Annotated in this window: 26 protein-coding genes; 17 read left to right on the top strand and 9 right to left on the bottom strand. The window is 67.7% G+C overall.

The features are described 5' to 3' along the window. Nucleotides 1-33 precede the first annotated feature (33 nt). Complete coding sequence (locus P6144_RS16335) at nucleotides 34-813, bottom strand: transglutaminase family protein (RefSeq protein WP_277768861.1); 780 nt, start codon at nucleotides 811-813, stop codon at nucleotides 34-36. Nucleotides 814-1,002: 189 nt separating this feature from the next. Between P6144_RS16335 and P6144_RS16330 the strand changes: the two genes are divergently transcribed. Continuing rightward, the gene (locus P6144_RS16330; protein ID WP_277768860.1) at nucleotides 1,003-1,245 is read left to right on the top strand and encodes a hypothetical protein; all 243 of its coding nucleotides are present in this window, start codon (nucleotides 1,003-1,005) and stop codon (nucleotides 1,243-1,245) included. 35 nt (nucleotides 1,246-1,280) lie between these two features. Here P6144_RS16330 and P6144_RS16325 read toward each other — a convergent pair whose 3' ends face one another. Beyond that, complete coding sequence (locus P6144_RS16325) at nucleotides 1,281-2,072, bottom strand: Crp/Fnr family transcriptional regulator (protein ID WP_277768859.1); 792 nt, start codon at nucleotides 2,070-2,072, stop codon at nucleotides 1,281-1,283. 175 nt (nucleotides 2,073-2,247) lie between these two features. On the opposite strand from P6144_RS16325, the gene P6144_RS16320 reads away from it, so the two are divergent. Further along, nucleotides 2,248-2,499 carry a hypothetical protein gene (locus tag P6144_RS16320; protein WP_277768858.1) on the top strand — a complete coding sequence of 84 codons (252 nt, stop codon included), beginning with the start codon at nucleotides 2,248-2,250 and terminating at the stop codon, nucleotides 2,497-2,499. Then, nucleotides 2,496-3,215 carry a Crp/Fnr family transcriptional regulator gene (locus P6144_RS16315; protein WP_277768857.1) on the top strand — a complete coding sequence of 240 codons (720 nt, stop codon included), beginning with the start codon at nucleotides 2,496-2,498 and terminating at the stop codon, nucleotides 3,213-3,215. Before P6144_RS16320 ends, P6144_RS16315 begins: the two co-directional genes overlap by 4 nt. A gap of 50 nt (nucleotides 3,216-3,265) precedes the next feature. Here the strand turns inward: P6144_RS16315 and P6144_RS16310 are convergent, their stop codons facing one another. Beyond that, on the bottom strand, nucleotides 3,266-4,222 hold the full coding sequence (locus P6144_RS16310) for a methyltransferase (protein ID WP_277768856.1): 957 nt from the start codon (nucleotides 4,220-4,222) through the stop codon (nucleotides 3,266-3,268). A 163-nt stretch (nucleotides 4,223-4,385) separates the two neighbouring features. On the opposite strand from P6144_RS16310, the gene P6144_RS16305 reads away from it, so the two are divergent. After that, a complete protein-coding gene (locus P6144_RS16305; protein ID WP_277768937.1) occupies nucleotides 4,386-5,285 on the top strand; it encodes an iron-containing redox enzyme family protein in 900 nt (299 codons plus the stop codon). Nucleotides 5,286-5,389: 104 nt separating this feature from the next. Further along, on the top strand, nucleotides 5,390-7,534 hold the full coding sequence (locus P6144_RS16300; RefSeq protein WP_277768855.1) for a catalase: 2,145 nt from the start codon (nucleotides 5,390-5,392) through the stop codon (nucleotides 7,532-7,534). Nucleotides 7,535-7,635: 101 nt separating this feature from the next. Here P6144_RS16300 and P6144_RS16295 read toward each other — a convergent pair whose 3' ends face one another. Together P6144_RS16295 and P6144_RS16290 are read right to left on the bottom strand one after the other, a co-directional pair. Then, nucleotides 7,636-7,863: a hypothetical protein gene (locus P6144_RS16295; protein WP_277768854.1), complete on the bottom strand. Its 228-nt coding sequence runs from the start codon at nucleotides 7,861-7,863 to the stop codon at nucleotides 7,636-7,638. A 72-nt stretch (nucleotides 7,864-7,935) separates the two neighbouring features. After that, nucleotides 7,936-8,352, bottom strand: a complete 417-nt coding sequence (locus P6144_RS16290; RefSeq protein ID WP_277768853.1) for a DUF3597 family protein — start codon at nucleotides 8,350-8,352, stop codon at nucleotides 7,936-7,938. A gap of 128 nt (nucleotides 8,353-8,480) precedes the next feature. On the opposite strand from P6144_RS16290, the gene P6144_RS16285 reads away from it, so the two are divergent. The 5 genes from P6144_RS16285 to P6144_RS16265 all read left to right on the top strand — a co-directional run bounded on the left by P6144_RS16285 (nucleotide 8,481) and on the right by P6144_RS16265 (nucleotide 11,122). After that, nucleotides 8,481-9,053: a DUF4142 domain-containing protein gene (locus tag P6144_RS16285; RefSeq protein ID WP_277768852.1), complete on the top strand. Its 573-nt coding sequence runs from the start codon at nucleotides 8,481-8,483 to the stop codon at nucleotides 9,051-9,053. Between the two features lie 19 nt (nucleotides 9,054-9,072). Then, nucleotides 9,073-9,849: a histidine phosphatase family protein gene (locus P6144_RS16280; protein WP_277768851.1), complete on the top strand. Its 777-nt coding sequence runs from the start codon at nucleotides 9,073-9,075 to the stop codon at nucleotides 9,847-9,849. Then, entirely contained in the window at nucleotides 9,846-10,730 is an 885-nt protein-coding gene (locus P6144_RS16275; RefSeq protein WP_277768850.1) for an NAD(P)H-hydrate dehydratase, read from the top strand. Before P6144_RS16280 ends, P6144_RS16275 begins: the two co-directional genes overlap by 4 nt. Before the next feature lie 87 nt (nucleotides 10,731-10,817). Then, nucleotides 10,818-10,976 (top strand): hypothetical protein, encoded by a 159-nt coding sequence (locus P6144_RS16270; RefSeq protein WP_277768849.1) that lies wholly within the window; start codon nucleotides 10,818-10,820, stop codon nucleotides 10,974-10,976. Beyond that, the gene (locus tag P6144_RS16265) at nucleotides 10,973-11,122 is read left to right on the top strand and encodes a hypothetical protein (protein WP_277768848.1); all 150 of its coding nucleotides are present in this window, start codon (nucleotides 10,973-10,975) and stop codon (nucleotides 11,120-11,122) included. Before P6144_RS16270 ends, P6144_RS16265 begins: the two co-directional genes overlap by 4 nt. Here the strand turns inward: P6144_RS16265 and P6144_RS16260 are convergent. Further along, nucleotides 11,119-11,610, bottom strand: a complete 492-nt coding sequence (locus tag P6144_RS16260; RefSeq protein ID WP_277768847.1) for a YetF domain-containing protein — start codon at nucleotides 11,608-11,610, stop codon at nucleotides 11,119-11,121. The two genes, P6144_RS16265 and P6144_RS16260, sit on opposite strands and share 4 nt — an antisense overlap. 285 nt (nucleotides 11,611-11,895) lie before the next feature. On the opposite strand from P6144_RS16260, the gene P6144_RS16255 reads away from it, so the two are divergent. Beyond that, nucleotides 11,896-14,118: a hypothetical protein gene (locus P6144_RS16255; protein ID WP_277768846.1), complete on the top strand. Its 2,223-nt coding sequence runs from the start codon at nucleotides 11,896-11,898 to the stop codon at nucleotides 14,116-14,118. 1 nt (nucleotide 14,119) lies between these two features. Here the strand turns inward: P6144_RS16255 and P6144_RS16250 are convergent, their stop codons facing one another. Together P6144_RS16250 and P6144_RS16245 are read right to left on the bottom strand one after the other, a co-directional pair. After that, nucleotides 14,120-14,308 (bottom strand): hypothetical protein, encoded by a 189-nt coding sequence (locus P6144_RS16250; protein WP_277768845.1) that lies wholly within the window; start codon nucleotides 14,306-14,308, stop codon nucleotides 14,120-14,122. 7 nt (nucleotides 14,309-14,315) lie between these two features. After that, complete coding sequence (locus tag P6144_RS16245; RefSeq protein ID WP_277768844.1) at nucleotides 14,316-14,615, bottom strand: plasmid stabilization protein; 300 nt, start codon at nucleotides 14,613-14,615, stop codon at nucleotides 14,316-14,318. Between the two features lie 130 nt (nucleotides 14,616-14,745). On the opposite strand from P6144_RS16245, the gene P6144_RS16240 reads away from it, so the two are divergent. Together P6144_RS16240 and P6144_RS16235 are read left to right on the top strand one after the other, a co-directional pair. Next, nucleotides 14,746-15,528, top strand: coding sequence for an SDR family oxidoreductase (locus tag P6144_RS16240; protein ID WP_277768843.1), 783 nt, complete (start codon nucleotides 14,746-14,748; stop codon nucleotides 15,526-15,528). Next, the gene (locus P6144_RS16235) at nucleotides 15,525-16,643 is read left to right on the top strand and encodes a glycosidase (RefSeq protein ID WP_277768842.1); all 1,119 of its coding nucleotides are present in this window, start codon (nucleotides 15,525-15,527) and stop codon (nucleotides 16,641-16,643) included. The genes P6144_RS16240 and P6144_RS16235 overlap by 4 nt, the downstream gene beginning before the upstream one ends. 27 nt (nucleotides 16,644-16,670) lie before the next feature. Here P6144_RS16235 and P6144_RS16230 read toward each other — a convergent pair whose 3' ends face one another. Further along, on the bottom strand, nucleotides 16,671-16,871 hold the full coding sequence (locus tag P6144_RS16230; RefSeq protein ID WP_277768841.1) for a hypothetical protein: 201 nt from the start codon (nucleotides 16,869-16,871) through the stop codon (nucleotides 16,671-16,673). A gap of 232 nt (nucleotides 16,872-17,103) precedes the next feature. On the opposite strand from P6144_RS16230, the gene P6144_RS16225 reads away from it, so the two are divergent. The 4 genes from P6144_RS16225 (at nucleotide 17,104) to P6144_RS16210 (ending at nucleotide 20,028) form a co-directional block, all read left to right on the top strand. Then, the gene (locus P6144_RS16225) at nucleotides 17,104-17,610 is read left to right on the top strand and encodes a hemerythrin domain-containing protein (protein WP_277768840.1); all 507 of its coding nucleotides are present in this window, start codon (nucleotides 17,104-17,106) and stop codon (nucleotides 17,608-17,610) included. Between the two features lie 43 nt (nucleotides 17,611-17,653). After that, on the top strand, nucleotides 17,654-18,046 hold the full coding sequence (locus P6144_RS16220; RefSeq protein WP_277768839.1) for a hypothetical protein: 393 nt from the start codon (nucleotides 17,654-17,656) through the stop codon (nucleotides 18,044-18,046). 100 nt (nucleotides 18,047-18,146) lie between these two features. Further along, nucleotides 18,147-19,178: an ATP-dependent DNA ligase gene (locus P6144_RS16215; protein ID WP_277768838.1), complete on the top strand. Its 1,032-nt coding sequence runs from the start codon at nucleotides 18,147-18,149 to the stop codon at nucleotides 19,176-19,178. A gap of 244 nt (nucleotides 19,179-19,422) precedes the next feature. Beyond that, the gene (locus tag P6144_RS16210) at nucleotides 19,423-20,028 is read left to right on the top strand and encodes an SRPBCC family protein (RefSeq protein ID WP_277768837.1); all 606 of its coding nucleotides are present in this window, start codon (nucleotides 19,423-19,425) and stop codon (nucleotides 20,026-20,028) included. Nucleotides 20,029-20,041: the final 13 nt, after the last annotated feature.

Genomic DNA, 20,041 nt, shown 5'->3' with positions numbered 1-20,041 from the left:
CGGCCCTGCGAACGCAACCGGTCCTGTGCGCGATCATTGCGCCGGCGTGACCGAGACCGACTGGCTTTCCATCACCGCCTCGCCGAACGCGGTGAGGAAAGCGACGTCGGCCGCATCCCGGCCCACGCCGATCTTCGCCATCGCCGCCTCCGTCGCCATGCCGGTCGCGTCGAGCAGGTGCCATTCGCCGCCGAGGAATATCTCGGCGACCGCATGGAAATCCTGGGGCTCGACGCCCAGCGCGTAGACGCTGGCGATGCGCGCGGGAATGCCGGCGGCGCGCGCGAAGGTGATCAGGACATGCGCATAGTCGCGGCAGACGCCTTCGCGCCGGATGAACGTATCCGCACCGGTGGTCTCGGTGTTGCTCACGCCCGGCACGTAGCGGAAATTACGCTGGATCCAGTCGCGCATCGCAATCACCCTGGCCCCACCCGCGACGCCTCCGAACTCCGCTTCCACGAAGCTCTGGAACTGGTCGGCGGGACAATAGCGCGATGCCATCAGATACTGGACCGTCTCGCCGGGCAGCTGGTGGGGCGGCACGATCGCTAGGTCGGCGCATTCGGTCAGCAGGCGCTGGATCGAGACGGTGGCGCGGTAGTCGACGAGGAGCCGGTCCTCCGCGCGCACCCAGATCCGCTCGCCGATCCCGTCCTGGGCCGCGACGCGCGCGAAATGCACATGCGGGGACACCTCGATATGCGCTTTCTCGACGCACTGCTCGGGGATCGCCGCCGCCTCGAGCTGCAAGAGAATGTCGGTCGGCTGCGCCAGCCGATAGGCGATCTCGGTATGGATATAGATCTTCATGCGCGCCGCAACGCGCCGGGATCGCATTGGGAGCCAACTGCCTCGGGCCGGGAGAAAAGTTCGGCCAAAAGGCGCTGGCGCGACGATCCACGGGACGGCCGCGAGAGGCGTTTACAAGGCAGCTCACCCGATATTCCAGGCCAGGCCCGCGGCACTGCAACCGATTGATTAATCGCGCATTGTGCCGGCATGCCGCTCTATCACTTCCAGGTCACCCGCCACGGCGACGCCGAGATCTTCGGACGCGAGAGCCACGATTGCAGGGACCTGCCGGCGGCGCTGGGAAAGGCGCATGCGCGCGCCCGGGCGTTCCTGCGCCGCTACGCTCGTTGTCGGCCCGAGGAGCTCCGCGGAACCCTCGATATCGAGGATGCGCGCAACCATGTCGTTGCGCGCATCTATCTCTCGGAGCTGGCGCACCAGATCTCCTAGCGGTTTTGTCCATCGGCCGGGGCCGACCGAGAGCGTCAGCCGAGGGTCGCCTGGCCCGTGCCTTGGACGGTCATCATCGCCGCGGGCGGCGAAGCTGCCGCGAGCGCCGGCCGCAGGTAGTCGGGTTCGAATTCCGCGGCGCGCGCGAGGCGCGGCCAATCCGGAACCTCGATGATCCGTCCGCGGGCGATCGCCAGGCCCTCGCCGCGCAGCTCCTGCAATGTGCGACTCACATGGACGGACGTGAGACCCAGGACATCGGCGAGCAGCGCCTGCGACGCATCGAGCCGAAAATGCTGGCGCGACCCGAGCCCGGCCGCCTCCAGGCGCAGGCCCATCTCGCAAAGCAGATGGGCAAGACGGGATTTGGCGTCGCGGCGGCCGAGGCCGACCAGCCATTCCGCTGTGATTCCCGCCTGTAGCGCCGTCTCGCCCCACAAGGCGCGTGCAATTGGCGGATGCTCCTGTGCGATCCCCGTCACGGCCTGCCGCGACAGACTCAGCACGAGCGAGTCGCAGCTTGCGCAGACCTCCCAGCCGCGACGCGGCGCAACTGCCCGGTCGAGTCCGCAAAGGTCGCCGGGGATGTAGAGCGCCGATACCTGGCGCCGTCCGCCAGCGAGTTGACGCGCGCTGGCCAGCAACCCCTCGATAACGAAGTGGACCCGGGCATCGCCGTCACCCGGAGCGATCTCGGTCGCGGCGCGGCAGCGGACGACCGACCCCGGAAGCGCGAGCAGGGCCTGTCGCTCGCGCGCGCCGAGCCCATGCCGGGTGGCAAGACCATCGGCCAGGCGCTCCAGCGCAAATTTGCCAGTGCCCTGCATGCTCGCACTCCAAGGAGCGCGATCGGTGCTCCTGCCGCACGCTGCTGCCCGGTCGGGCGGGGGCAATTCCACAACCTGGGTTGGGTTCGGCGGCAAACGCGCTGCCTGGCGGCCGCATATCGTTGCAGCCGGGGAATGCTTGAAACCTCTCGCTTTCGCGGAAGTTTTCGCCGCCATGCGGTACTTTTTCCATATCCAGAACGGCAATGGCTGCACCCGGGACGAGGAAGGCCAGGAATTCGCAGATCTCGATGCGGCCCGCCAGTCCGCGCTGACCGGCATCCGCTCGGTCCTCGGCGAGGAACTGATGCGCGGCGTGGTCGATCTTTCCGGACGCCTCGATATCTGCGACGGGACCGACAGGGTGCTTCTGTCGGTCCCGTTCGGCGAGGCGGTCCAGGTCCAACAGGCGCGAGCGGAGCGATGATCGAAAAGCATCTCCGGATGCTCCGCGTCCGCGACGACGTGTCCGCGGAGGAAGAAGCGGTGCTGCGCGCGCTGATCTCCGAGACGCGGGAGGTTCCGGCCAAGGTCAATTTCATCCGGGCCGGGCAACGCCTGTCCAGCTCGACCTTGCTGCTGGAAGGCATGATGTGCCGCCACAAGGATCTGCGCGAGGGTGAGCGCCAGATCACCGACCTGCACCTCGCCGGCGATTTCGTCGACCTGCACGGCTTTACCCTCAAGCGTCTCGATCATCACCTGATGACGCTGACGCCGTGCAAGGTCGCCATCGTGCCGCACGAGCGCCTGAAGGCGCTGTCGGAAGACCATCCGCATCTGTCGCGGCTCTACTGGTTCTGCACCAACATGGACGCGGCATCGCACCGCGAATGGGAATTGTCGCTGGGGCGCCGCACCGCGATCGCGCGCGTCGCGCACCTGCTGTGCGAGCTCCGCGTCCGCTTCGAGGTGGTCGGCATGACCGAAGGCCTGGCCTTCGCGCTTCCCCTGACCCAGGTCGATCTCGCCGAGTGCGTCGGCCTGACCCCCGTCCATGTCAACCGGACCGTCCGGCAATTGCGCGAGCGCGGCCTGGCCGATGTCCGGCGCGGCCATGTCGAGATCCTGGACCTGCCGGGGCTGGAAACGCTCGCGGAGTTCGATCCGGGCTATCTCTACCTGGAGAAACTGCCGCGCTGAGCCTGGTCGGCGCCCGAAGCGGTGCACGCGATGTGCGACGGTCCTGACGGCTACGCCTCGCGCCGGAAGACCGCGGCCACGGCGGCGATCCGGTCGACCTCGCGATAGGCCTCGCGCTCCAACTCCTCCCCGAAAATATCGGGGTCGATCTCGTCATAGGCGAGCCGGCAGCCATGCTTCGCCGCCAGCGCATCGAGCGCGGCCGCCAGGTCGTCGCGCCCGTCCGCGATGGCGCTGCCCGTATAGAGAATGAGCCGGCCGCCGGGCGCCAGGCGCGGCAAGGCCTCCGCCGCCATCTCGACCGACAGCGCGCCGCCACGCATGCCGCCGCCGTCGCGGTAGCTGCGGTTCTTGCGATCGACGAGGAAGGGCGGATTGGCCAGCGCCAGGTCTATCGTTCCCGCGAGATCGGCGAGGCCAGGCCCATAGCTGCAATGAACCTTCACACCCGCGCTTTCGGCATTGACGCGCGCCAGCGCGAGCGCAGCGGGGTTGATGTCGGTCAGTGTCGCGCGAGCGAGGACGAGGGATCGCGCGGCCACGATCGCGCCGACGCCCGCGCCGGCGCCGATATCGACGAGGTGCGCCGGGTGGCCGAGCGGGGCGCGCGTCAGCTCCTGCGAGACGAGGCGGGCGAACCTGTAGCTGTCCGGCCCGAAGAAGACGGCGTCGCGCTCGGTGGTCGGATAGGCGCTGTGCAGGTAGAGGTCGTCGCCGAGGCTCGAGACGCGCAGCCTGCTCTTGAGACCGCCCTCGGCCGAGACGAGGGCGCCGGCTTCGCGCAGCAGCGTCTCGATCTCGGCATCGATGCTGCCGGGCCGGAAGGCGCGGCTCCAGCCCAGCACGTCCTCGAGCGATGCCGCCATCCGTCCCGGATCGCGCGCGAGAACGCGCGCATGGGTCGCGGGCGTCGGCGTCACGAAGCGGTAGCCGCGCACCTTGAGCGCCTCGAGCAACGACGCGAGCGCGGCGCGCCCGCTTTCGATCTCGTCGATTCCCTCCGCCATGCTGCCGTCTCTCCCGTCGCGGCCCGTCGGCCGGACGGAGCAACGCGGTCGCTGCAGCGTCGTTCCAATTTAATCCATGTTATCAGATGCTTGAAACTACCCCGACTTCGGGAACGGCGGGAATGGCGGCACGTTCAGCGGGCAGGAAAATTCGGAGACGATGATGCTTGCTACCGCCGACCGACGAACCCAGCGCGGTTCGCAGTTCCTGACCGACAGCTTCCAGCGCGGGCTTGCACACTGGAACCGCGAGCGGCTCGCGCCCGGCCTCGCCGATGACGAGTGGCAGAAGGTCTTTGAGCGCGACGTGAAGATGCAGCGGCTCGAGGGCGGCTTCCTCGAGGAGCTGCGGGCCCAGGTCGCGGACGAGGCCGCGGCGGCGCCCACGGATGTCGAGGGCTTCATCGCCTGGTTCGAGGAGTTGAAGGCCGTGGGTCCGGGCCAGGGCGACCCGCTCTTCCCCTGGCTCGCCGAGCAGGCCGACCGCGACGAGCTGCGCTGGTTCTTCGAGCAGGAAGCCGCTGGCGAGGCCGGGTTCGACGATCTCGTAGCGATGACCCAGGTCAAGCTGCCGGTGCGCCCCAAGCTGGAGCTCGCCCGCAACTATTGGGACGAGATGGGGCACGGCACCGAGAAGGGCATGCACGGCCCGATGCTCGATGCGCTCGTCGAGACGCTCGAAGTGAATCCCGTGATCGAGAACACGGTGTGGGAAAGCCTGTGCCTCGCCAATGCGATGACCGCGATGGCCACCCAGCGCCGCTATGCCTGGCATTCGGTGGGGGCCCTCGGGGTGATCGAGCTGACTGCGCCGGGTCGCGCCGCGCTGGTCGCCGAGGGACTCAAGCGCGTCGGCCTGACGCCGAAGGAAGCACGCTATTTCACGCTGCACGCCGTGCTCGACGTCAAGCATAGCGAGGATTGGAACCGCGAGGCGATCCGCCCGGCGGTCGAGGAGGATCCGCGCCGCGCCACCGCAATGGCCGAGGGTGCGCTGATCCGCCTGCGCTGCGGCAAGCGCTGCTTCGCGCGCTACCGCGCGCAGTTGATGCCCGGCAGCTGACCGGTCCCGCCGGGCGATCCCCGCGATCGACGAACCAACGACTTCACCGGGCAACCAGGCGATCGACACCGGGCATGGGCCCGGCTCAAAAGGGAGATGCGGACATGGTCAAGGGAACGAACGACAAGCTGGTCGGCGATGCGCCGGCCGAGTTCGAGACGAAGCGCGGCAATGGCGGCGAGCTCCACCAGCTCGCTGGCGACGAGGGCGCGCTCACGACGCAACAGGGCGTGGCGGTCGCAGACGACCAGAACACGTTGCGCCTGGGCGCGCGCGGACCGGCGCTGCTCGAGGATTTCCATTTCCGCGAGAAGATCTTCCATTTCGACCATGAGCGCATTCCCGAGCGCGTCGTCCACGCCCGCGGCTACGGCGTGCATGGCACCTTCACCTTGAGTGAGTCGCTTGAGGAATTCACGACCGCGCGCATCCTGACCGAAGTCGGCGAGAAGACGCCGATGTTCACGCGCTTCTCGACCGTAGCCGGCAGCAAGGGCTCGTTCGACCTGGCGCGCGACGTGCGCGGCTTCGCGTGCAAATTCTACACCAAGGACGGCAACTGGGACCTGGTCGGAAACAACATCCCGGTCTTCTTCATCCAGGACGCGATCAAGTTTCCGGATCTGATCCACGCCGCCAAGCCGGCGCCCGACCGCAACTTCCCCCAGGCGCAGACGGCGCACGATAATTTCTGGGACTTCATCAGCCTCACCCCGGAGGCGATGCACATGATCATGTGGACCATGTCCGACCGCGCGATCCCGCGCTCGTTCCGCTTCATGGAGGGCTTCGGCGTCCACAGCTTTCGGCTGATCAATGCCAAGGGCAAGTCGACCTTCGTCAAGTTCCACTTCAAGCCCCGCCTCGGCCTCCAGTCGGTGCTGTGGAACGAGGCGGTCAAGATTAACGGCGCCGATCCCGATTTCCATCGCCGCGACCTCTGGGACGCGATCGACATGGGGACGCCGCCCGAATGGGACTTCGGCGTACAGCTGTTCGACGAGGACTTCGCGGAGCGCTTCGAGTTCGACATTCTCGACCCGACCAAGATCATCCCGGAGGAGCAGGTGCCGGTGCGGACCATCGGCAGCTTCGTCCTCGACGGGCTGGTCGACAATTTCTTCGCCGAGACCGAGCAGGTCGCCTTCTGCACCCAGAATGTCGTGCCGGGCATCGGCTTCACCAACGACCCGCTGCTCCAGGGCCGCAACTTCTCCTATCTCGACACGCAACTGAAGCGGCTGGGCTCGCCGAACTTCACGCATATCCCGATCAACCAGCCGCGCGGCTGCCCGATCCACAATTTCCAGCAGGACGGGCACATGGCGATGCGCAACCCCAAAGGTCGCGCAAACTACGAGCCGAACAGCTGGGGCGGGCCGCGCGAGGATTCCAAGTCCGGCTATCGGCATTTCGCGGCGGAGGAAGCGGGCGAGAAGGTCCAGCTTCGTCCCGAGAGCTTCGCCGACCATTATAGCCAGGCGCGCCAGTTCTTCGTCAGCCAGACCCCGATCGAGCGGAAGCATATCGGCGATGCGCTGGTCTTCGAGCTGTCCAAATGCGCACGCGTCGATATCCGCGAGCGGATGGTCGGCCATCTGCGCAACATCGACGCGGCACTCGCCAGCACCGTCGCCGCAGGGCTCGGGCTCGCCAAGCTGCCCCCGGCGGCGAAGGCGGCGGTCGCACCGCGCGACGACCTGCCGCCTTCCGATGCGCTCAGCATCGTCAAGCGCGCACCCGGCAGCTTCGCCGGGCGCAAGCTCGGCATCCTGGTCAGTGACGGCGCACCGGCCGCACTGCTCGCCGCCCTGGTCAAGGCAGTAGAGGCGCTTCCCGCGAGCTACGAGCTCGTCACCCCCAAGGTCGGCGGCGTCGTCCTCGACGACGGCACGCTGGCGCAAGGCAAGCAGAAGATCGATGGCGGCCCCTCGGTCCTGTACGACGCGGTGGCGCTGCTGGTCACCGCGGAGGGCGCGGCACAGCTCGCGCGCGACGGGGCGGCCCGCGACTTCGTGGCCGATGCCTTCGGGCACCTCAAGTTCATCGGCTACACGCCGGAGGCGATGCCGCTTCTCGCCAAGGCGGGAATCGCGGAGGCCGACATGGACGAGGCGCTAGTCCAACTCGAGGGAGCGGCCTCCGCCAAGGCCTTTCTCGCCGCCGCCGGGCAGCTTCGCTTCTGGGAGCGCGAGTTCAAGGTCGACCTCGATGCCCAGGCGTTCCTCGAGAATAATCCCGTCGAATAGGGTGTCGCGTGGGACGCGCCGCGCGGCGGCGCGTCCCTTGCGCAACCAACTAATCGCCGGGCCGACAGCCCGCCGCCTGGATATCGCCGGCAGGGCCTTGGCTATGGCGTGGTGCCCGGTGCCGAGGGCGGGCGTCCTCTGCGCCGGGCCGTCTCGCCGCGCGCGCGCCGCGCTGTCTCGCGCAGCTGCCGCCGGATCGTCGGCCCGTCCAGATAGGAGGCGACGTGCGAATAGCCCTCGGCGGTGAGCTTGCGCTCGATTTGGTCGATACGCTCGTACGCGCCGGTCGCGGCGAGCTCGAGCGCGCGTTCGATCAGGTTCTTGTCCATGGCGGCAATTTGGCCGCAAAGATCGGCCCGCTCGCCAACCCAGGTTATGAAAGCTTGTCCGCTGACCTCGGCTCAGCCGCGCAGGCTGTCGGGCACCACGCCGCCATTTTCGGCGAGCTTCGCCATCACTGCCTTGTGCAGGGCGATATTCTGCTCCGCGCTTCCGTTTTCGCCGGCATGGACACCCAGTTCCTCTCCGAGCGCCTGGCGCGCCTCGAGGCTCGAATCGAGATCGAGCAGCTTGAGCAGGTCGACGATGGAGGTCTGGTAGTTGCCGCCTCCGCCCTTCATCTCCGCCATCTCCGAAAGGACGGCGCCGACATCGACGGCCGGACTGGGCGCGGGCGTCGCTGTCGGCGCCGGGGCGGGCGCCGGCGACGCGGGGCTCGGGGCCGGCGCCGGCGACGCGGGGCTCGGGGCCGGCGCCGGTGCGGACGCAGCGGCCTTGTGACCGAAGATCTTGTCCTTGATGCTGCTGAAGATGCCCATGGCCTGCTCCTTGTCTCCTGGCGTCGGCGAGAAAACGCGGAACCGCTTCAAAGGGTTCGCGCGGAACGCGCCGCAAATGCGGGCGTTGGAGGAGCGAGCCCGCAAGGGGCGACAATCGGGAGGCAAGGATGCACGCAGTTCGTTGGATGACGCTGGGCGCCGCGGCGCTGGCACTCGCAGGCTGTGGTTCGAAGACCGAGACCACCACGGATACCACGACCGTCACCGCCAATAGCGATGGCACGATGGCCAACGAAATGGCGATGGTCCCTGCCACCTCGGCCGGACAGACCTTCGCCAATGCGGCGGCGGCGAGCGACGCCTTCGAGATCGCGACGTCGCAGCTCGCCGATGCGCAGGGCGCCTCGGCCAAGACCAAGAAGTTCGCCGCCGACATGATCAAGGCGCACACCGAGTCGACCGCGAAGCTCAAGGCCGCCGCGAGCGCCGCGACGCCGGCGATCGTCCCCGATGCCACGCTCACCGCCGAGCAGCAGCAGGTGCTCGACTCGCTCAAGGGCGTGAAGGGGGCCGATTTCGACAAGGCCTATGCGACGGCCCAGGTCGATGCCCACCAGAAGACGCTCGATGCGCTCAAGGCCAATGCCGGCGACAACGCCGTACCGCAGTCGCTCCGGGACTTCGCGACCAAGCTGATCCCGACCGTCACCGCGCACCTCAACATGGCCAAGTCGCTCTGACCGACGGTCTCGCGAGGCAATGCGCGAGTCCGCCCCACGCTGGCCCCTGCAGCTCTGGCTGGTCCGCCACGGCCAGAGCGCGGGCAATGTCGCGCGCGACGAGGCGCATGCCGCCGGTCTCGAGCGCATCCCGCTGACGCTGCGCGACGTCGATGTGCCGCTGTCGACGCTCGGCGAGCAACAGGCGGAGGCGCTCGGCCGCTGGTTCGCGCGCGGCTGCGGCAACGGCCTGCCCGACGTGATCCTTTCCAGCCCCTATGTCCGCTCGAAGGACACGGCGCGCCGCTTCCGCGACGCGGGCGGCGCCGAGCCCGCCGAGCCGGTCTGCGTCGACGAGCGGCTGCGCGAGAAGGAGTTCGGCATCCTGGACGGGCTCACCACCGCAGGTGTCGCCGCGCAGGAACCACAGCAGGCGGAGTTTCGCCGGCTGCTCGGCAAATTCTATCATCGTCCGCCCGGCGGCGAGAGCTGGGCGGACGTGATCCTCAGGCTGCGCAGCCTGCTCGACACCGTGTCGCTCCACTACGGCGGACGCCGCGTCATGATCGTCGCCCACCAGGTGGTAGTGCTGTGCCTGCGCTACATCCTCGAGAATATGAGCGAGGAGGAGATTCTCGCCGTCGACAGGCTCGGCGATGTCGCCAATTGCTCGGTGACCGAATATCGCTTCGACGCATCGTCGGGCAAGGACGGCGGGCTCGTGCTGGTCCGCTACAATGAAGTGGCGCCGATGGAGGAAGATTCCGCGGCGCAAGTGACGCGCGCGCCCGACGCGCGCGTCGCCGCACGCGGATGAGCCCGCTCGACTCCGCCTGGCTGGCGGCGCATCCGCTGCCCGCGATCGGGCAGGAGACCGACAAGAATGCGCGCGGGCGCATGCTCTGCGCCGGCGGTTCGCTGACGGTTCCGGGCGCACTCGCGCTTACCGGCGAGGCGGCGCTGCGTGCCGGTGCCGGCAAGGCGCTGCTCGCGGTGCCGGAGCCGGCGAGGCTGGGGCTCGGCATCGCCATGCCCGAAGCCGCCGTCTTCCCGCTCCCGACGAATGACGAAGGCGAGCTGGCCGGCAAGGCCGGCGAACGGATCGCCGCCCTGCTCGATCGCTGCGACAGCCTGGTGCTTGGTCCGGGGATGGGCGAGCGATCTGCCGCGGCTACGATCCTGCGCCATATCCTTGCCGAGGCGCGTGCCGACTTGCCGATCCTGCTGGACGCTGCGGTCATCGCGGGCGCGCGCGGATGCGCCGACGCGGTCCGGGCTCGCGATGGCAGGGTAGTGCTGACGCCGCACCCCGGCGAGATGATCGCGCTGATGGAGTGCGACGCGGCCGAGCTTCGCGATGCGCCGGAGGAACTGGTGCGCCGCGCCAGCACGCATTTCGGTGCGGTCGTCGTGCTCAAGCAGGCCGAGACCTGGATCGCGGCCCCGGATGGGGAATTGCTCCACTATCGAGGTGGCGGCCCCGGCCTTGCCACCGCGGGATCGGGCGACGTGCTGGCCGGGATCCTTGGGGGGCTGCTGGCGCGCGGTGCGTCGCCCTGCCTCGCAGCCGCCTGGGCAGTGTGGCTGCACGGCGAGGCCGGACGCTTCGTCGCCGAGGAGTCAGGCCCGATCGGCTTCCTCGCCCGCGAGCTTCCGCCGCGCATACCGTCGCTGCTCGCCGCGTTCGGCACGCGATGAAAATTGCGGCGGGGCGCGGACCCCGGGGAAATCCCGGCGGGTTGAACCCTGGTGCACATTTCCTGTGTGCGAGCAGAGGATGACGAGATGGACAGGCAGATTTCCGAGCCGCCCGCCGATGCCGGGCAGGACAAGGACGACCAGACGCCGGGCGGCCTGCCGCCGGAACCGGTCGAGGACCGCCCGGGCGTGGGCAGCGTGAAGCCCGAGGACTATCCCGAGCCTGCCAAGGGAGACCAGGCATGACCGACAAGCGTAATGAGGGACCGGGCGAGGCGGAACGCGCCAACCCGGGCAGCACGGATGTGGACCCGGCGAACAAATCCTCGCAACAGCCCGCCGAGGGCGCCGACGATGCGCCGCCCGAGCAGCCAGGCTCGCCGCGCGGCTAGCGACGCCGCTTGGGCACGACGCTGAGCTTTCCGCTGCTTTCGAGGGTCGCCAGCGCGACATCGTCGATGTCGCGGATCTGCTCGCTGCGGATGCCCTGGGCAAGGTCCTGGTCCGAGAGGTTGGCGCGCCGCATCGCCCTGGCATCGACCTTGCCGTCCTCGACGAGCGTGATCGGTCGCGACTTGACCAGCGCCGCCACCCATTGCCAGCGCATTGCGACAAAGGCCAGCAGGCGGTGCAGGACCACCAGGGCCAGCGTCGCGGCAAGGACGGGGAAGAACGGCGCCTTGCCGGTCATGACGCGACTGATATTGGATCCGACGATCAGCGCGACGACGATGTCGAGCGGGGAGAAATGGGCGAAGGTCCGGCGCCCCGCGATCCGCACGCACAGGATGCCGAAGGCAAGGAGCGGCAGCACCCGGAAGCACAGCTGCAGCGCGCTGGCCCCCTCGTCGGGCCCGATGAGCTGGCGAAACCATTCCATGCCCGGCCAACGCCCGCGATTTAGCGCGGGTTTCACACAAGCCGGAACCGCGCCCATTCGGCAGGGTTTTCGCGCAAAAGCATCGGGAGGCTGTCGGATGATTAGCATGCGCGTGATCGACGAAGCCGGGCTCGTCTGTCCAGACAGACCGGGGATACGCGCACCCGGTCCCGGGGCCGCGCGGTCGTATTCAAGTCGCATGGCCGAGGATGGAACGCCTGTCCGACTTGCCGGCGAACGCTCTCGGCAGCCGCGCCGCGCTGCCCGGTGGGAGCGCGTCTAGCCATGCATGGTCGCAGCCATGACCCGGTTGCCGGCGCCACGCCGGGCGCGGTGCTACTGCGAGACGAGCTGCGCCGCGGCACGATGTCCGAACTGGGCCAGCTGTCGCTCGGCGCGCGGACGATCTCGCTCGCGGCAGGCCATGACGCGATCTGGGTGATCGTGCGCCGCCCGGGCCGCGGCGGCATCGCGATGCGGGCGGCCTTCTGCCCGGCGGGCTATCGGGAAGCGCGAACGGTACGCGCCCGGAAGGGCGAGGCGGCGCGGATCGAGGTCAGGAGCCCGATCGGTACGCACCGGATCGCGGTGCGACTGGTCGAGGGTGCGATTCCGGTGCTGGAGGTGGCGACGAGCCTTGAGGCCAAGGTCCCGTTGCTCACGTCCTTCGTGCCGCGCGACCTATATCCGCTCGACGCGCGCGACGATCCCTTGGGCGCGGTCGGGCAGGTCGAGGCGGCACAGCGCGGCTTCAACACCGGCGCCGTCTATTTCCGGCTCGAGGAGCCGGACTTCGGCAGCGTGCTCTACTGCCAGGACCTGACCCGGCTGAACCGTTATTTCGCCCTGACCGATACCAAGCCCGACGGCGCGGTCGGCGGCGTCTGGCCCGAGATCGGCTATCTCCTGCCGACGCCGCCGCAGCGCGGAACCCCGCCGGTCGATCCCTTGCCCGCGGGCGAGGAGGTTCTCCTTTCCCACGCCCTGATCGCGTTCCACGACGACAGCGATGGCGACGAACAGGCCATGGCGCAGCGCTATCTCTCGCTGCTCGGCGCCGTGTTCGGCCAGATCGAGCAGCCCGACATCGCCTATCGCGACTGGATCGCCCGCGCCGAGGGTTCGCTGCGCGACCTCGCCCATTCGCCCAAGGCCACGATCCGCCACTATGGCCATCGCTACGTCCATCCCTATACCGCCGCCGAATATCCCGATTCGATGGTCCAGCTCTCCGTGCTGAGCGCGATCCGCGACTGGGAGGTATGGGCCGGCGAGAAGGCCCCGATCGGAGCCGAGCTGGCGGGTGGGCTCGGCAAGTTCTACGATCCGCGGCTCAAGACACTGCGCCGCTACCTGCCCAATGTCGGCAAGGACAAGGACCGGAACGCGGTCGACAGCTGGTATCTCTACCATCCGCTATCAAAGCTCGGACGCCTCGCCATCGATGGCGACAAGCCGGCGCTGCGGCTGTTCAGCAAGTCGCTCGACTACGGGATCCGCGCGGCCCGCCACTTCGAGTACAGATGGCCGATCCAATATGACGTGCGCGACTTCAAGGTGCTGCAGGAGGCGCGCGACGATGCCGGGCTCGGCCAGACCGATGTCGGCGGCATGTACGCCTATGTCATGCTCCAGGCCTTCGAGCTGACCGATGAGTGGCGCTACCTAGACGAGGCGCGCGCGGCGATCGACGCGGCACGCGAGATGCGCTTCGAGCTCAACTACCAGGCGAATCTTACCGCCTGGGGGGCCGCCGCCTGCATCCGGCTATGGCGGATCACCGGCGAGGAAACCTATCTGCGCCAGAGCTATGTCTATCTGGCGAGCTTCTTCCACAACACCGCAATGTGGGAATCCGAGATCGGCCATGCCCGCCACTATCGCAACTTCCTCGGCGCGACGGCGCTCCACGATGCGCCCTATATGGCGATGTACGAGTGCTTCGACAGCTTCGCGGCGTTCGAGCGCTATCTGAAGGACGCCGGCCCCGAGCTCGATCCCGCCGCGAAGCTGCTGATCTGTGAATATTGCCGATATGCGCTCGACCGCGCCTGGTTCTACTATCCCGACGCGCTTCCGGAAGACGCGATCGCGCCGAAGCAGCGCCCGACCAACGGCCATATCGACCGCGCGCTCTCCTTCCCGGTGGAGGACCTGTATGTCGACGGGCAGCCGGCGGGGCAGGTCGGGCAGGAGATCTATGGCGCGGGCTCGGCCTTCGTCTTCGCCAGCCGCGCCGTCCACCGCATCGACGACGCGCCCTTCCTGCTGTTCTGCGATCACTTCCTGCTCGGCCTTGACCGCCCGGGCGAGAAGGCGCTGCGCTTCCAGCTCGCGGGTAGCCCGGGCCGCGACGCTCGGCTCAGCCTGATCCGGGCGGGAAGCGCCGGGCTACCGGAATTCACGCTGTCGGCGCACGGCGGCAAGGCATTGCGGCCGCGGCACGCGTCCGCGGGCCGCATCGAGTATCACGTTCCGGCGGACGCGACGATCGAGTTGCTCTGGTAGGCTAGGCGCCAAGCTCCGTCTTCATCGCCGCAAGACGCTGCTCATAGGCTTCGGCGAGCCGGCGATGGGCATAGGCCACGCCCATATCGTCCGCCTGCCCGGCGCGCGCGCGTTCCTCCCGGGCGCGCCGCTCGAGATAGTCGCGGTCCGTCGCGTCGCCCGCCCGGCGATCTCCCCATGGGTCGCTCATCGCCGCCTCAATGCGCGTGCGCCTGGTGGCGGCGGGTCTCCCAGCCCTTCTTCGCCGCCGCCGAGCGTTTGGCCGCACTTTGCGAGGCGCCGCCCTTCTCGCCGCCCTTGCGCGCGCTGCCATGGTTCTCCTGCTTGCCGCGTCCCGAGCCCGATTTCTTGCCGCCGCCGGACTCCTTGTTGACGGTCGCCCAGGCGCGGCGCTCGGCCTCCTCCCTGCCGACGCCGCGGTCCTCATAGCCTTCCTCGATATGCTTGGCCTTGCGCTTCTGCTTGCCGGTGTAACTGCTCTTGTCGCCTTGGGGCATGATCGCTCTCCCATCGTCTAACCGACTGCAACAACGCCCGATTTCGGCGGCCAGTTGCGCGCGATAACCTGGGTTATGCCGGGAACCCGCGCGCGTCCCTTTGGTTCGAGCGGGGAAGGAGAATGCAGCGATGACCGAGCTTGCCGACCCGCCCGCCCGCGACCTTTCCGACGCGCATACCGAGATGCCTGGCCTCAAGGGGCGCAAGGCGATCGTCACCGGCGGGACCACCGGCATCGGCCGCGCGATCGCAGTGCTGCTCGCCTCCGAAGGCGTCGATGTGTTCATCTGCGGCCGCGATCCGCAGCATCTCCAGGACGGGCTCGGCCGCATCCGCGAGGTCGGCAAGGGCGACGGCATCAATATCGACCTCGCCGACCCCGACGGCGTCGCCCGCTTCGTGGAGGCGGCGAAGGACTATTTCGGCGCGTTCGACATCGCGGTCGTCAATGCGGCGATCCCGGCGCAGGGCGTGACCAAGATGAACGCGGAGGAGCTCCGCTATGCCATCGCCACCGACTTCACCGCCTATCTCGCGAGCGTCGACGCCGCGGCGGAGGTGATGCAGGACCATGGCGATATCGTCCTGATCGGGTCGATGAGCGCGCATGTGCTGGGGCCGGATTCCAGCGTCTATGCCGGGATGAAGGCCGGCATCGCCGGCTTTGCCGAAGCGGTGCGCAAGGAACTCGGCCCCAAGGGAATCAAGGTCGCGCTGGTCGAGCCCGGCAAGACGGGCGCCGACTTTCAATATTCGAGCTTCACCGCCGAGGAGCAGGCCGAGCAGATCAACAAGGAGTGGATGCTGCGCGCCGAGGATATCGCGGTCGGCGTCCACTATGTCCTGACCCAACCCCGGCGTGCCGTCGTCCAGCAGGTGACGATCGCGCCTCGCACGCAGGACAAGGAATGAGCGGCCTCCCGATCGACCGGCTCGTCTTCGGCCCCGACGACATCGACCTGTCGCGGTCTCCGCTGGCGGGGCATTTCGGTGCCGAGACCTATGTGCTCGGCGCCTTCAACCCAGCGCTGACGAGGCTTCCCAACGGCAACCTGGCGATCTTCGTCCGGGTGGCGGAGGCGCTCCGCAATCCGATCGTCGACGGGCAAATTCACGCGATCCGCTGGCACGAGGGCCGCTATGTCCTCGATCCGTGGCCGCTCGAGCTGGTCGATACCGGCGATCCCCGCAAGTTCCTGATCCGCGGCGGCCGGTGGAAGGTGATGGCGCTGACTTCGCTTTCGTGGATCCTGCCGGTGGAGCTTACACCGGATGGCCTCGAGATCGTCGAAGTCCATTACGACAAGGCGATCGCGCCCCAGGGCAGCTTCCAATGCTACGGCGTCGAGGATGCGCGCGTGTCGAAAGTCGGCGATCGCTGGCTGATGACGACGTGCTCGGTGAGTCCCGAGCGCCACTCGACGACGCTGTACAGCTCGCAGAACGGCCTCGACTTCACCTTCGAGGACGTGGTCCTCGACCACCAGAACAAGGACATGCTGATCTTCGAAGGGCTGGTGAACGGCAAATACTGGGCGCAGACGCGGCCGCTCGGCGATCTTTATTTCACCTATCCCCCGGGCAGCGAATGGCGCGGCGGCCCCTCAATAAACCTCGCCACCTCGCCCGATGCACTCCACTGGAAGCCGCACCGCGAGCCCGGCATCCGGCCGCACGCTGCGACGATCGCCACAGCGCGGATGGGCGGTGGCACACCGCCGATCCTCACCGATGCCGGCTGGCTGACCTTGTGGCACGGCGTCGAGCCCAAGGAGATCGTCGGCATCTATCGCACCTATTGGTCGATCCTCGACCGCGACGATCCCGCCCGGGTATTGCGCACCGAGCATACGCCCTTGCTCGAGGCCGCGCCCGAACTGACCAGGCCACTTGAGGACAAGATGTATGTCCGCGACGTCGTGTTCACCACCGGCATCGCCGATGCGGGCGATCATTATGTCGTGGCCTCGGGCGAGGCGGACCTCGCATGCCGCATCACCCACATCCCCAAGAGCAGGTTCGCCTGACCGACAGGCGCGGCGCTGGGGCGCACGTCAGCGCCGGCGGACTCCCCGCAGTCCGTTGATCAGCGCCATCGCGGCGATCCCGATGAACGCGGCGCTGGTCCAGGGACGCGCCTTGGCAAAACCCTTGGCCTTTTCCGTCAGCGGCGCGTCGCCGGAGAAATGCTTGACGATGTCGTCGGTCAGCGCGGTCTTGCTGTTGGATTGCGGGGCGAAAGCGTCGTCGGTCATGCAAATCTCCTTGAAGCACCGGCGGATAACGCGGTCGCCGCCTCGAAGTTCTCTCCGGCTGTGGGCGGAGCAACTATTGCCTGCCGAGGGCCGGTCCACGCCGCAGATCGGCACCGCTGCGGCGAAATCACGATGCCCGCAAGACGCCCGCCTGCCAGTTGCAATCGATTCGCAGGCGGAACCGAAGGCAATTCCGGACCGCTTAGCTCGCGCGCAAGCGGGAGATCCGAACATGGCTGAATTCACCGACGCAATCGCACTGCTCAAGGCCGATCATCGCAAGGTCGAGGAGCTGTTCGAGCAATATGAAGGTACGTCCGGCGCTGCCGCCAAGAAGAAGATCGCGCACCAGATTTGCGTGGAACTGAAGATCCATACCGCGATCGAGGAGGAAATCTTCTACCCGGCGTTCAAGGGGAAGATCGACGACGATATACTCGAGGAAGCCTATGTCGAGCATGACGGCGCCAAGGTCCTGGTCAACGATATCGAAGCGGGCGATCCCGGCGACGAATTCTACGACGCCAAGGTCAAGGTGCTTTCCGAAGAGATCAAGCACCACGTGCACGAGGAGGAGATGCCGTCCGAAGGGATGTTCGCCCAGTGCAGGGCAACCGATGTCGATCTCGTCGCGCTGCGCGACGAGATGCTGGCGCTGAAGCAGAGCCTTCTTGCGCAGGAGGAAGCGTCGGGGCTTCCCGTGGCGAAGCCTCGGGCCGTGAATTTGATCACCGCCTGAGCGGGACAGGGTGCGGGCGCCGGTTCGCCCGCGCCCTGCGCACGTGCGGCGAAAGATCGCGAAAGGCCGGCCTTGCGCATCGCTCGGCTGGAAAACCCGTCTGGCGATCGATGCCGAGGCCAAGACGGAAACGGAGAACGCCATGGATCGCGAATCCCCGTTGGAAGCGTTGGCCATCGGCTTTCGGCTCTGGCAGCTTGGCGTCGAGGCGAGCATCGTGATCGGTCTGCGGTCCTGGAAGATCGCGAGCGGCGGGAGCGGCGCCGGCGCCGAGGCGAGCCGCATGGTGACCGAGAAATGGCTGGCACTGGTCGAGGCGAATACGCGACTGCTGACCGGCGGCTACGGCAGCTCGCCGCACGGCGTAGCCGATGCTTTGCTGCGTCTTTACGGCGGCAAGGTCCGCGCGAACCGCAGGCGGCTCACCCGGCGCTGACCCGGTCGCAGCATTTCGAAAACCTTCGCAAATTCGCAGGCATCCGCGCCGACCCGGAAACGGCACCGGGGTGGCAGGAACGGGCGCGGCGCGCCGATCGTTGCTCGACGCGATCATGAAGTCGCGTTCGATTCCGCAGCCGATGGAGGCAGTGCTGGCCGACGACCTGCCTACGGGCGGCGGCTGGCAGTTCGAGCCCAAATGGGACGGATTTCGCGCGCTTGCGCTGCGCGAGGGAGATGAGGTCGAGCTCTGGTCGAAATCGGGCAAGCCGCTCGGCCGATATTTTCCCGACATCGTCGACATGCTGCGGGGCCTGGCGGCGAAGCGCTTCCTTCTCGATGGCGAGCTCATCATTCCCGTCGGGGACAGCCTGTCCTTCGCGGCCCTCCAGGCCCGGCTCCATCCGTCGGCTTCCCGTGTCGCCAAGCTGGCCGCCGAGGCACCCGCACAGTTCATGCTGTTCGACTGCCTGCAGCTCGGCGAAACCTTCCTGGCAGACAAGCCGCTCGTCGAAAGGCGCGCTGCGCTCGAGACCTTCCACGCGGCGCATGCATTGCCCCGGCTGATGCTGTCCCCTCGGACCGAACGGGCGCAGGTCGCAAGGAACTGGCTCGCCGGAAGCGGCGGCGCGCTCGACGGCATTGTCGCGAAGCCGCTGGGCGAACCTTATCGCGCCGGCGAACGCGCCATGCGCAAGGTCAAGCTGCTAAGGACCGCCGACTGCGTCGTGGGTGGCTATCGGCAGGGTGCCAAGGGAAGCGTGTCCCTGTTGCTCGGTCTCTACGACGAAGAGGGATTGCTCGATCATGTCGGCTTCACCTCGAGTTTCGCGGCCGCCGACCGAGCTGAAATCCTGCAGAGGGTGACCGGAGCCGAGGGCGAGCCAGGGTTCACCGGCGACGCACCCGGCGCACCGAGCCGGTGGAGCGGCGTTGCCAAGCCTTATGTGAAGCTGCGCCACGCGCTGGTGGCCGAGGTGGTCTACGACCAGGTCAGCGCGGGGCGCTTTCGCCATGGCACGCGGTTCCTGCGCTGGAGGCCCGACAAGGCACCGGCGCAATGTACGCGAGAGCAGTTGATACGCGAACTCCGGCCCGCCGAGTTGGAGGTGATCCTGGCCAAGGCGTGAGTTACCCGGTCGAATTGCCCGGGAAGGACGATGCGCGAGCGCGCGCCGCGAGTGGTCGCCCGCGACAAGTCATTTTGGTCAAGGCGCGCCGCAGGCCGATCGGGCATGACAGGCACTCCCGCGCGAAACCCAGGTTGAACTGTGGCGGCAGATGGAGAGCGGCGCGCGACGGACGGATCGACGCACGCGGGAACAGCGGGAATAGCGCATTGTTCTAACGAGATAATCTCCCGGAGAGACGAAGATGGGCGAGACTCTCGACACGCCGCAGCGCGACGATGCGCCACTGGCGACTTCCAAGGATAGGGCCGCGGCGGATGCGGCCACCGATACGCTGATCGACAAGCCTGGCCAGGGTGACGCCGATGTGCTGGTCGGCCGCACCGTGACGATAAACCGGCCGCGCGAAGAGCTGTTCGCCTATTGGCGCGACTTCGCCAATCTTGCGATGTTCATGGAGAATGTCGAGCGCATCGACGTGCTCGATGACAAGCGCTCGCACTGGGTCGTCAAGGCGCCAGGGGGCAGGACCGTCGAATGGACCTCGGCCATCACCGAGGAGCAGGACGGTAGCTTCATTGCCTGGGCCTCCGAGGATGGCGCCGACGTCCCGAACAGCGGCCGGATCGACTTCCGCGACGCACAGGGCGGCCGCGGCACGATCGTGACTGCGACCATCCTCTACGATCCGCCCGCCGGTGCGATCGGCAAGCTGATCGCGAAGATGTTCCAGCGCGAGCCCGCCATTCAGGCGCGCCGCGACCTGCGGCGCTTCAAGCAACTGATGGAGACCGGCGAGATCGCCACCGGCGCCCGCAACAGCCGCCTCCAGGACGAAGGGAAGAACTGATGCGCGCAAGTCT

The organism is Sphingomonas sp. HITSZ_GF (genome assembly GCF_029543155.1).
GTDB lineage: Bacteria > Pseudomonadota > Alphaproteobacteria > Sphingomonadales > Sphingomonadaceae > Sphingomonas.
This window is presented reverse-complemented; position numbering and strand designations above follow the sequence as displayed.

Excerpts from the sequence above, each read along its gene's own strand:
- P6144_RS16335 (WP_277768861.1), bottom strand. The coding sequence starts at position 813 with ATGAAGATCTATATCCATACCGAGATCGCCTATCGGCTGGCGCAGCCG.
- P6144_RS16330 (WP_277768860.1), top strand. The coding sequence starts at position 1,003 with ATGCCGCTCTATCACTTCCAGGTCACCCGCCACGGCGACGCCGAGATC.
- P6144_RS16325 (WP_277768859.1), bottom strand. The coding sequence starts at position 2,072 with ATGCAGGGCACTGGCAAATTTGCGCTGGAGCGCCTGGCCGATGGTCTT.
- P6144_RS16320 (WP_277768858.1), top strand. The coding sequence starts at position 2,248 with ATGCGGTACTTTTTCCATATCCAGAACGGCAATGGCTGCACCCGGGAC.
- P6144_RS16315 (WP_277768857.1), top strand. The coding sequence starts at position 2,496 with ATGATCGAAAAGCATCTCCGGATGCTCCGCGTCCGCGACGACGTGTCC.
- P6144_RS16310 (WP_277768856.1), bottom strand. The coding sequence starts at position 4,222 with ATGGCGGAGGGAATCGACGAGATCGAAAGCGGGCGCGCCGCGCTCGCG.
- P6144_RS16305 (WP_277768937.1), top strand. The coding sequence starts at position 4,386 with ATGCTTGCTACCGCCGACCGACGAACCCAGCGCGGTTCGCAGTTCCTG.
- P6144_RS16300 (WP_277768855.1), top strand. The coding sequence starts at position 5,390 with ATGGTCAAGGGAACGAACGACAAGCTGGTCGGCGATGCGCCGGCCGAG.
- P6144_RS16295 (WP_277768854.1), bottom strand. The coding sequence starts at position 7,863 with ATGGACAAGAACCTGATCGAACGCGCGCTCGAGCTCGCCGCGACCGGC.
- P6144_RS16290 (WP_277768853.1), bottom strand. The coding sequence starts at position 8,352 with ATGGGCATCTTCAGCAGCATCAAGGACAAGATCTTCGGTCACAAGGCC.
- P6144_RS16285 (WP_277768852.1), top strand. The coding sequence starts at position 8,481 with ATGCACGCAGTTCGTTGGATGACGCTGGGCGCCGCGGCGCTGGCACTC.
- P6144_RS16280 (WP_277768851.1), top strand. The coding sequence starts at position 9,073 with ATGCGCGAGTCCGCCCCACGCTGGCCCCTGCAGCTCTGGCTGGTCCGC.
- P6144_RS16275 (WP_277768850.1), top strand. The coding sequence starts at position 9,846 with ATGAGCCCGCTCGACTCCGCCTGGCTGGCGGCGCATCCGCTGCCCGCG.
- P6144_RS16270 (WP_277768849.1), top strand. The coding sequence starts at position 10,818 with ATGGACAGGCAGATTTCCGAGCCGCCCGCCGATGCCGGGCAGGACAAG.
- P6144_RS16265 (WP_277768848.1), top strand. The coding sequence starts at position 10,973 with ATGACCGACAAGCGTAATGAGGGACCGGGCGAGGCGGAACGCGCCAAC.
- P6144_RS16260 (WP_277768847.1), bottom strand. The coding sequence starts at position 11,610 with ATGGAATGGTTTCGCCAGCTCATCGGGCCCGACGAGGGGGCCAGCGCG.
- P6144_RS16255 (WP_277768846.1), top strand. The coding sequence starts at position 11,896 with ATGCATGGTCGCAGCCATGACCCGGTTGCCGGCGCCACGCCGGGCGCG.
- P6144_RS16250 (WP_277768845.1), bottom strand. The coding sequence starts at position 14,308 with ATGAGCGACCCATGGGGAGATCGCCGGGCGGGCGACGCGACGGACCGC.
- P6144_RS16245 (WP_277768844.1), bottom strand. The coding sequence starts at position 14,615 with ATGCCCCAAGGCGACAAGAGCAGTTACACCGGCAAGCAGAAGCGCAAG.
- P6144_RS16240 (WP_277768843.1), top strand. The coding sequence starts at position 14,746 with ATGACCGAGCTTGCCGACCCGCCCGCCCGCGACCTTTCCGACGCGCAT.
- P6144_RS16235 (WP_277768842.1), top strand. The coding sequence starts at position 15,525 with ATGAGCGGCCTCCCGATCGACCGGCTCGTCTTCGGCCCCGACGACATC.
- P6144_RS16230 (WP_277768841.1), bottom strand. The coding sequence starts at position 16,871 with ATGACCGACGACGCTTTCGCCCCGCAATCCAACAGCAAGACCGCGCTG.
- P6144_RS16225 (WP_277768840.1), top strand. The coding sequence starts at position 17,104 with ATGGCTGAATTCACCGACGCAATCGCACTGCTCAAGGCCGATCATCGC.
- P6144_RS16210 (WP_277768837.1), top strand. The coding sequence starts at position 19,423 with ATGGGCGAGACTCTCGACACGCCGCAGCGCGACGATGCGCCACTGGCG.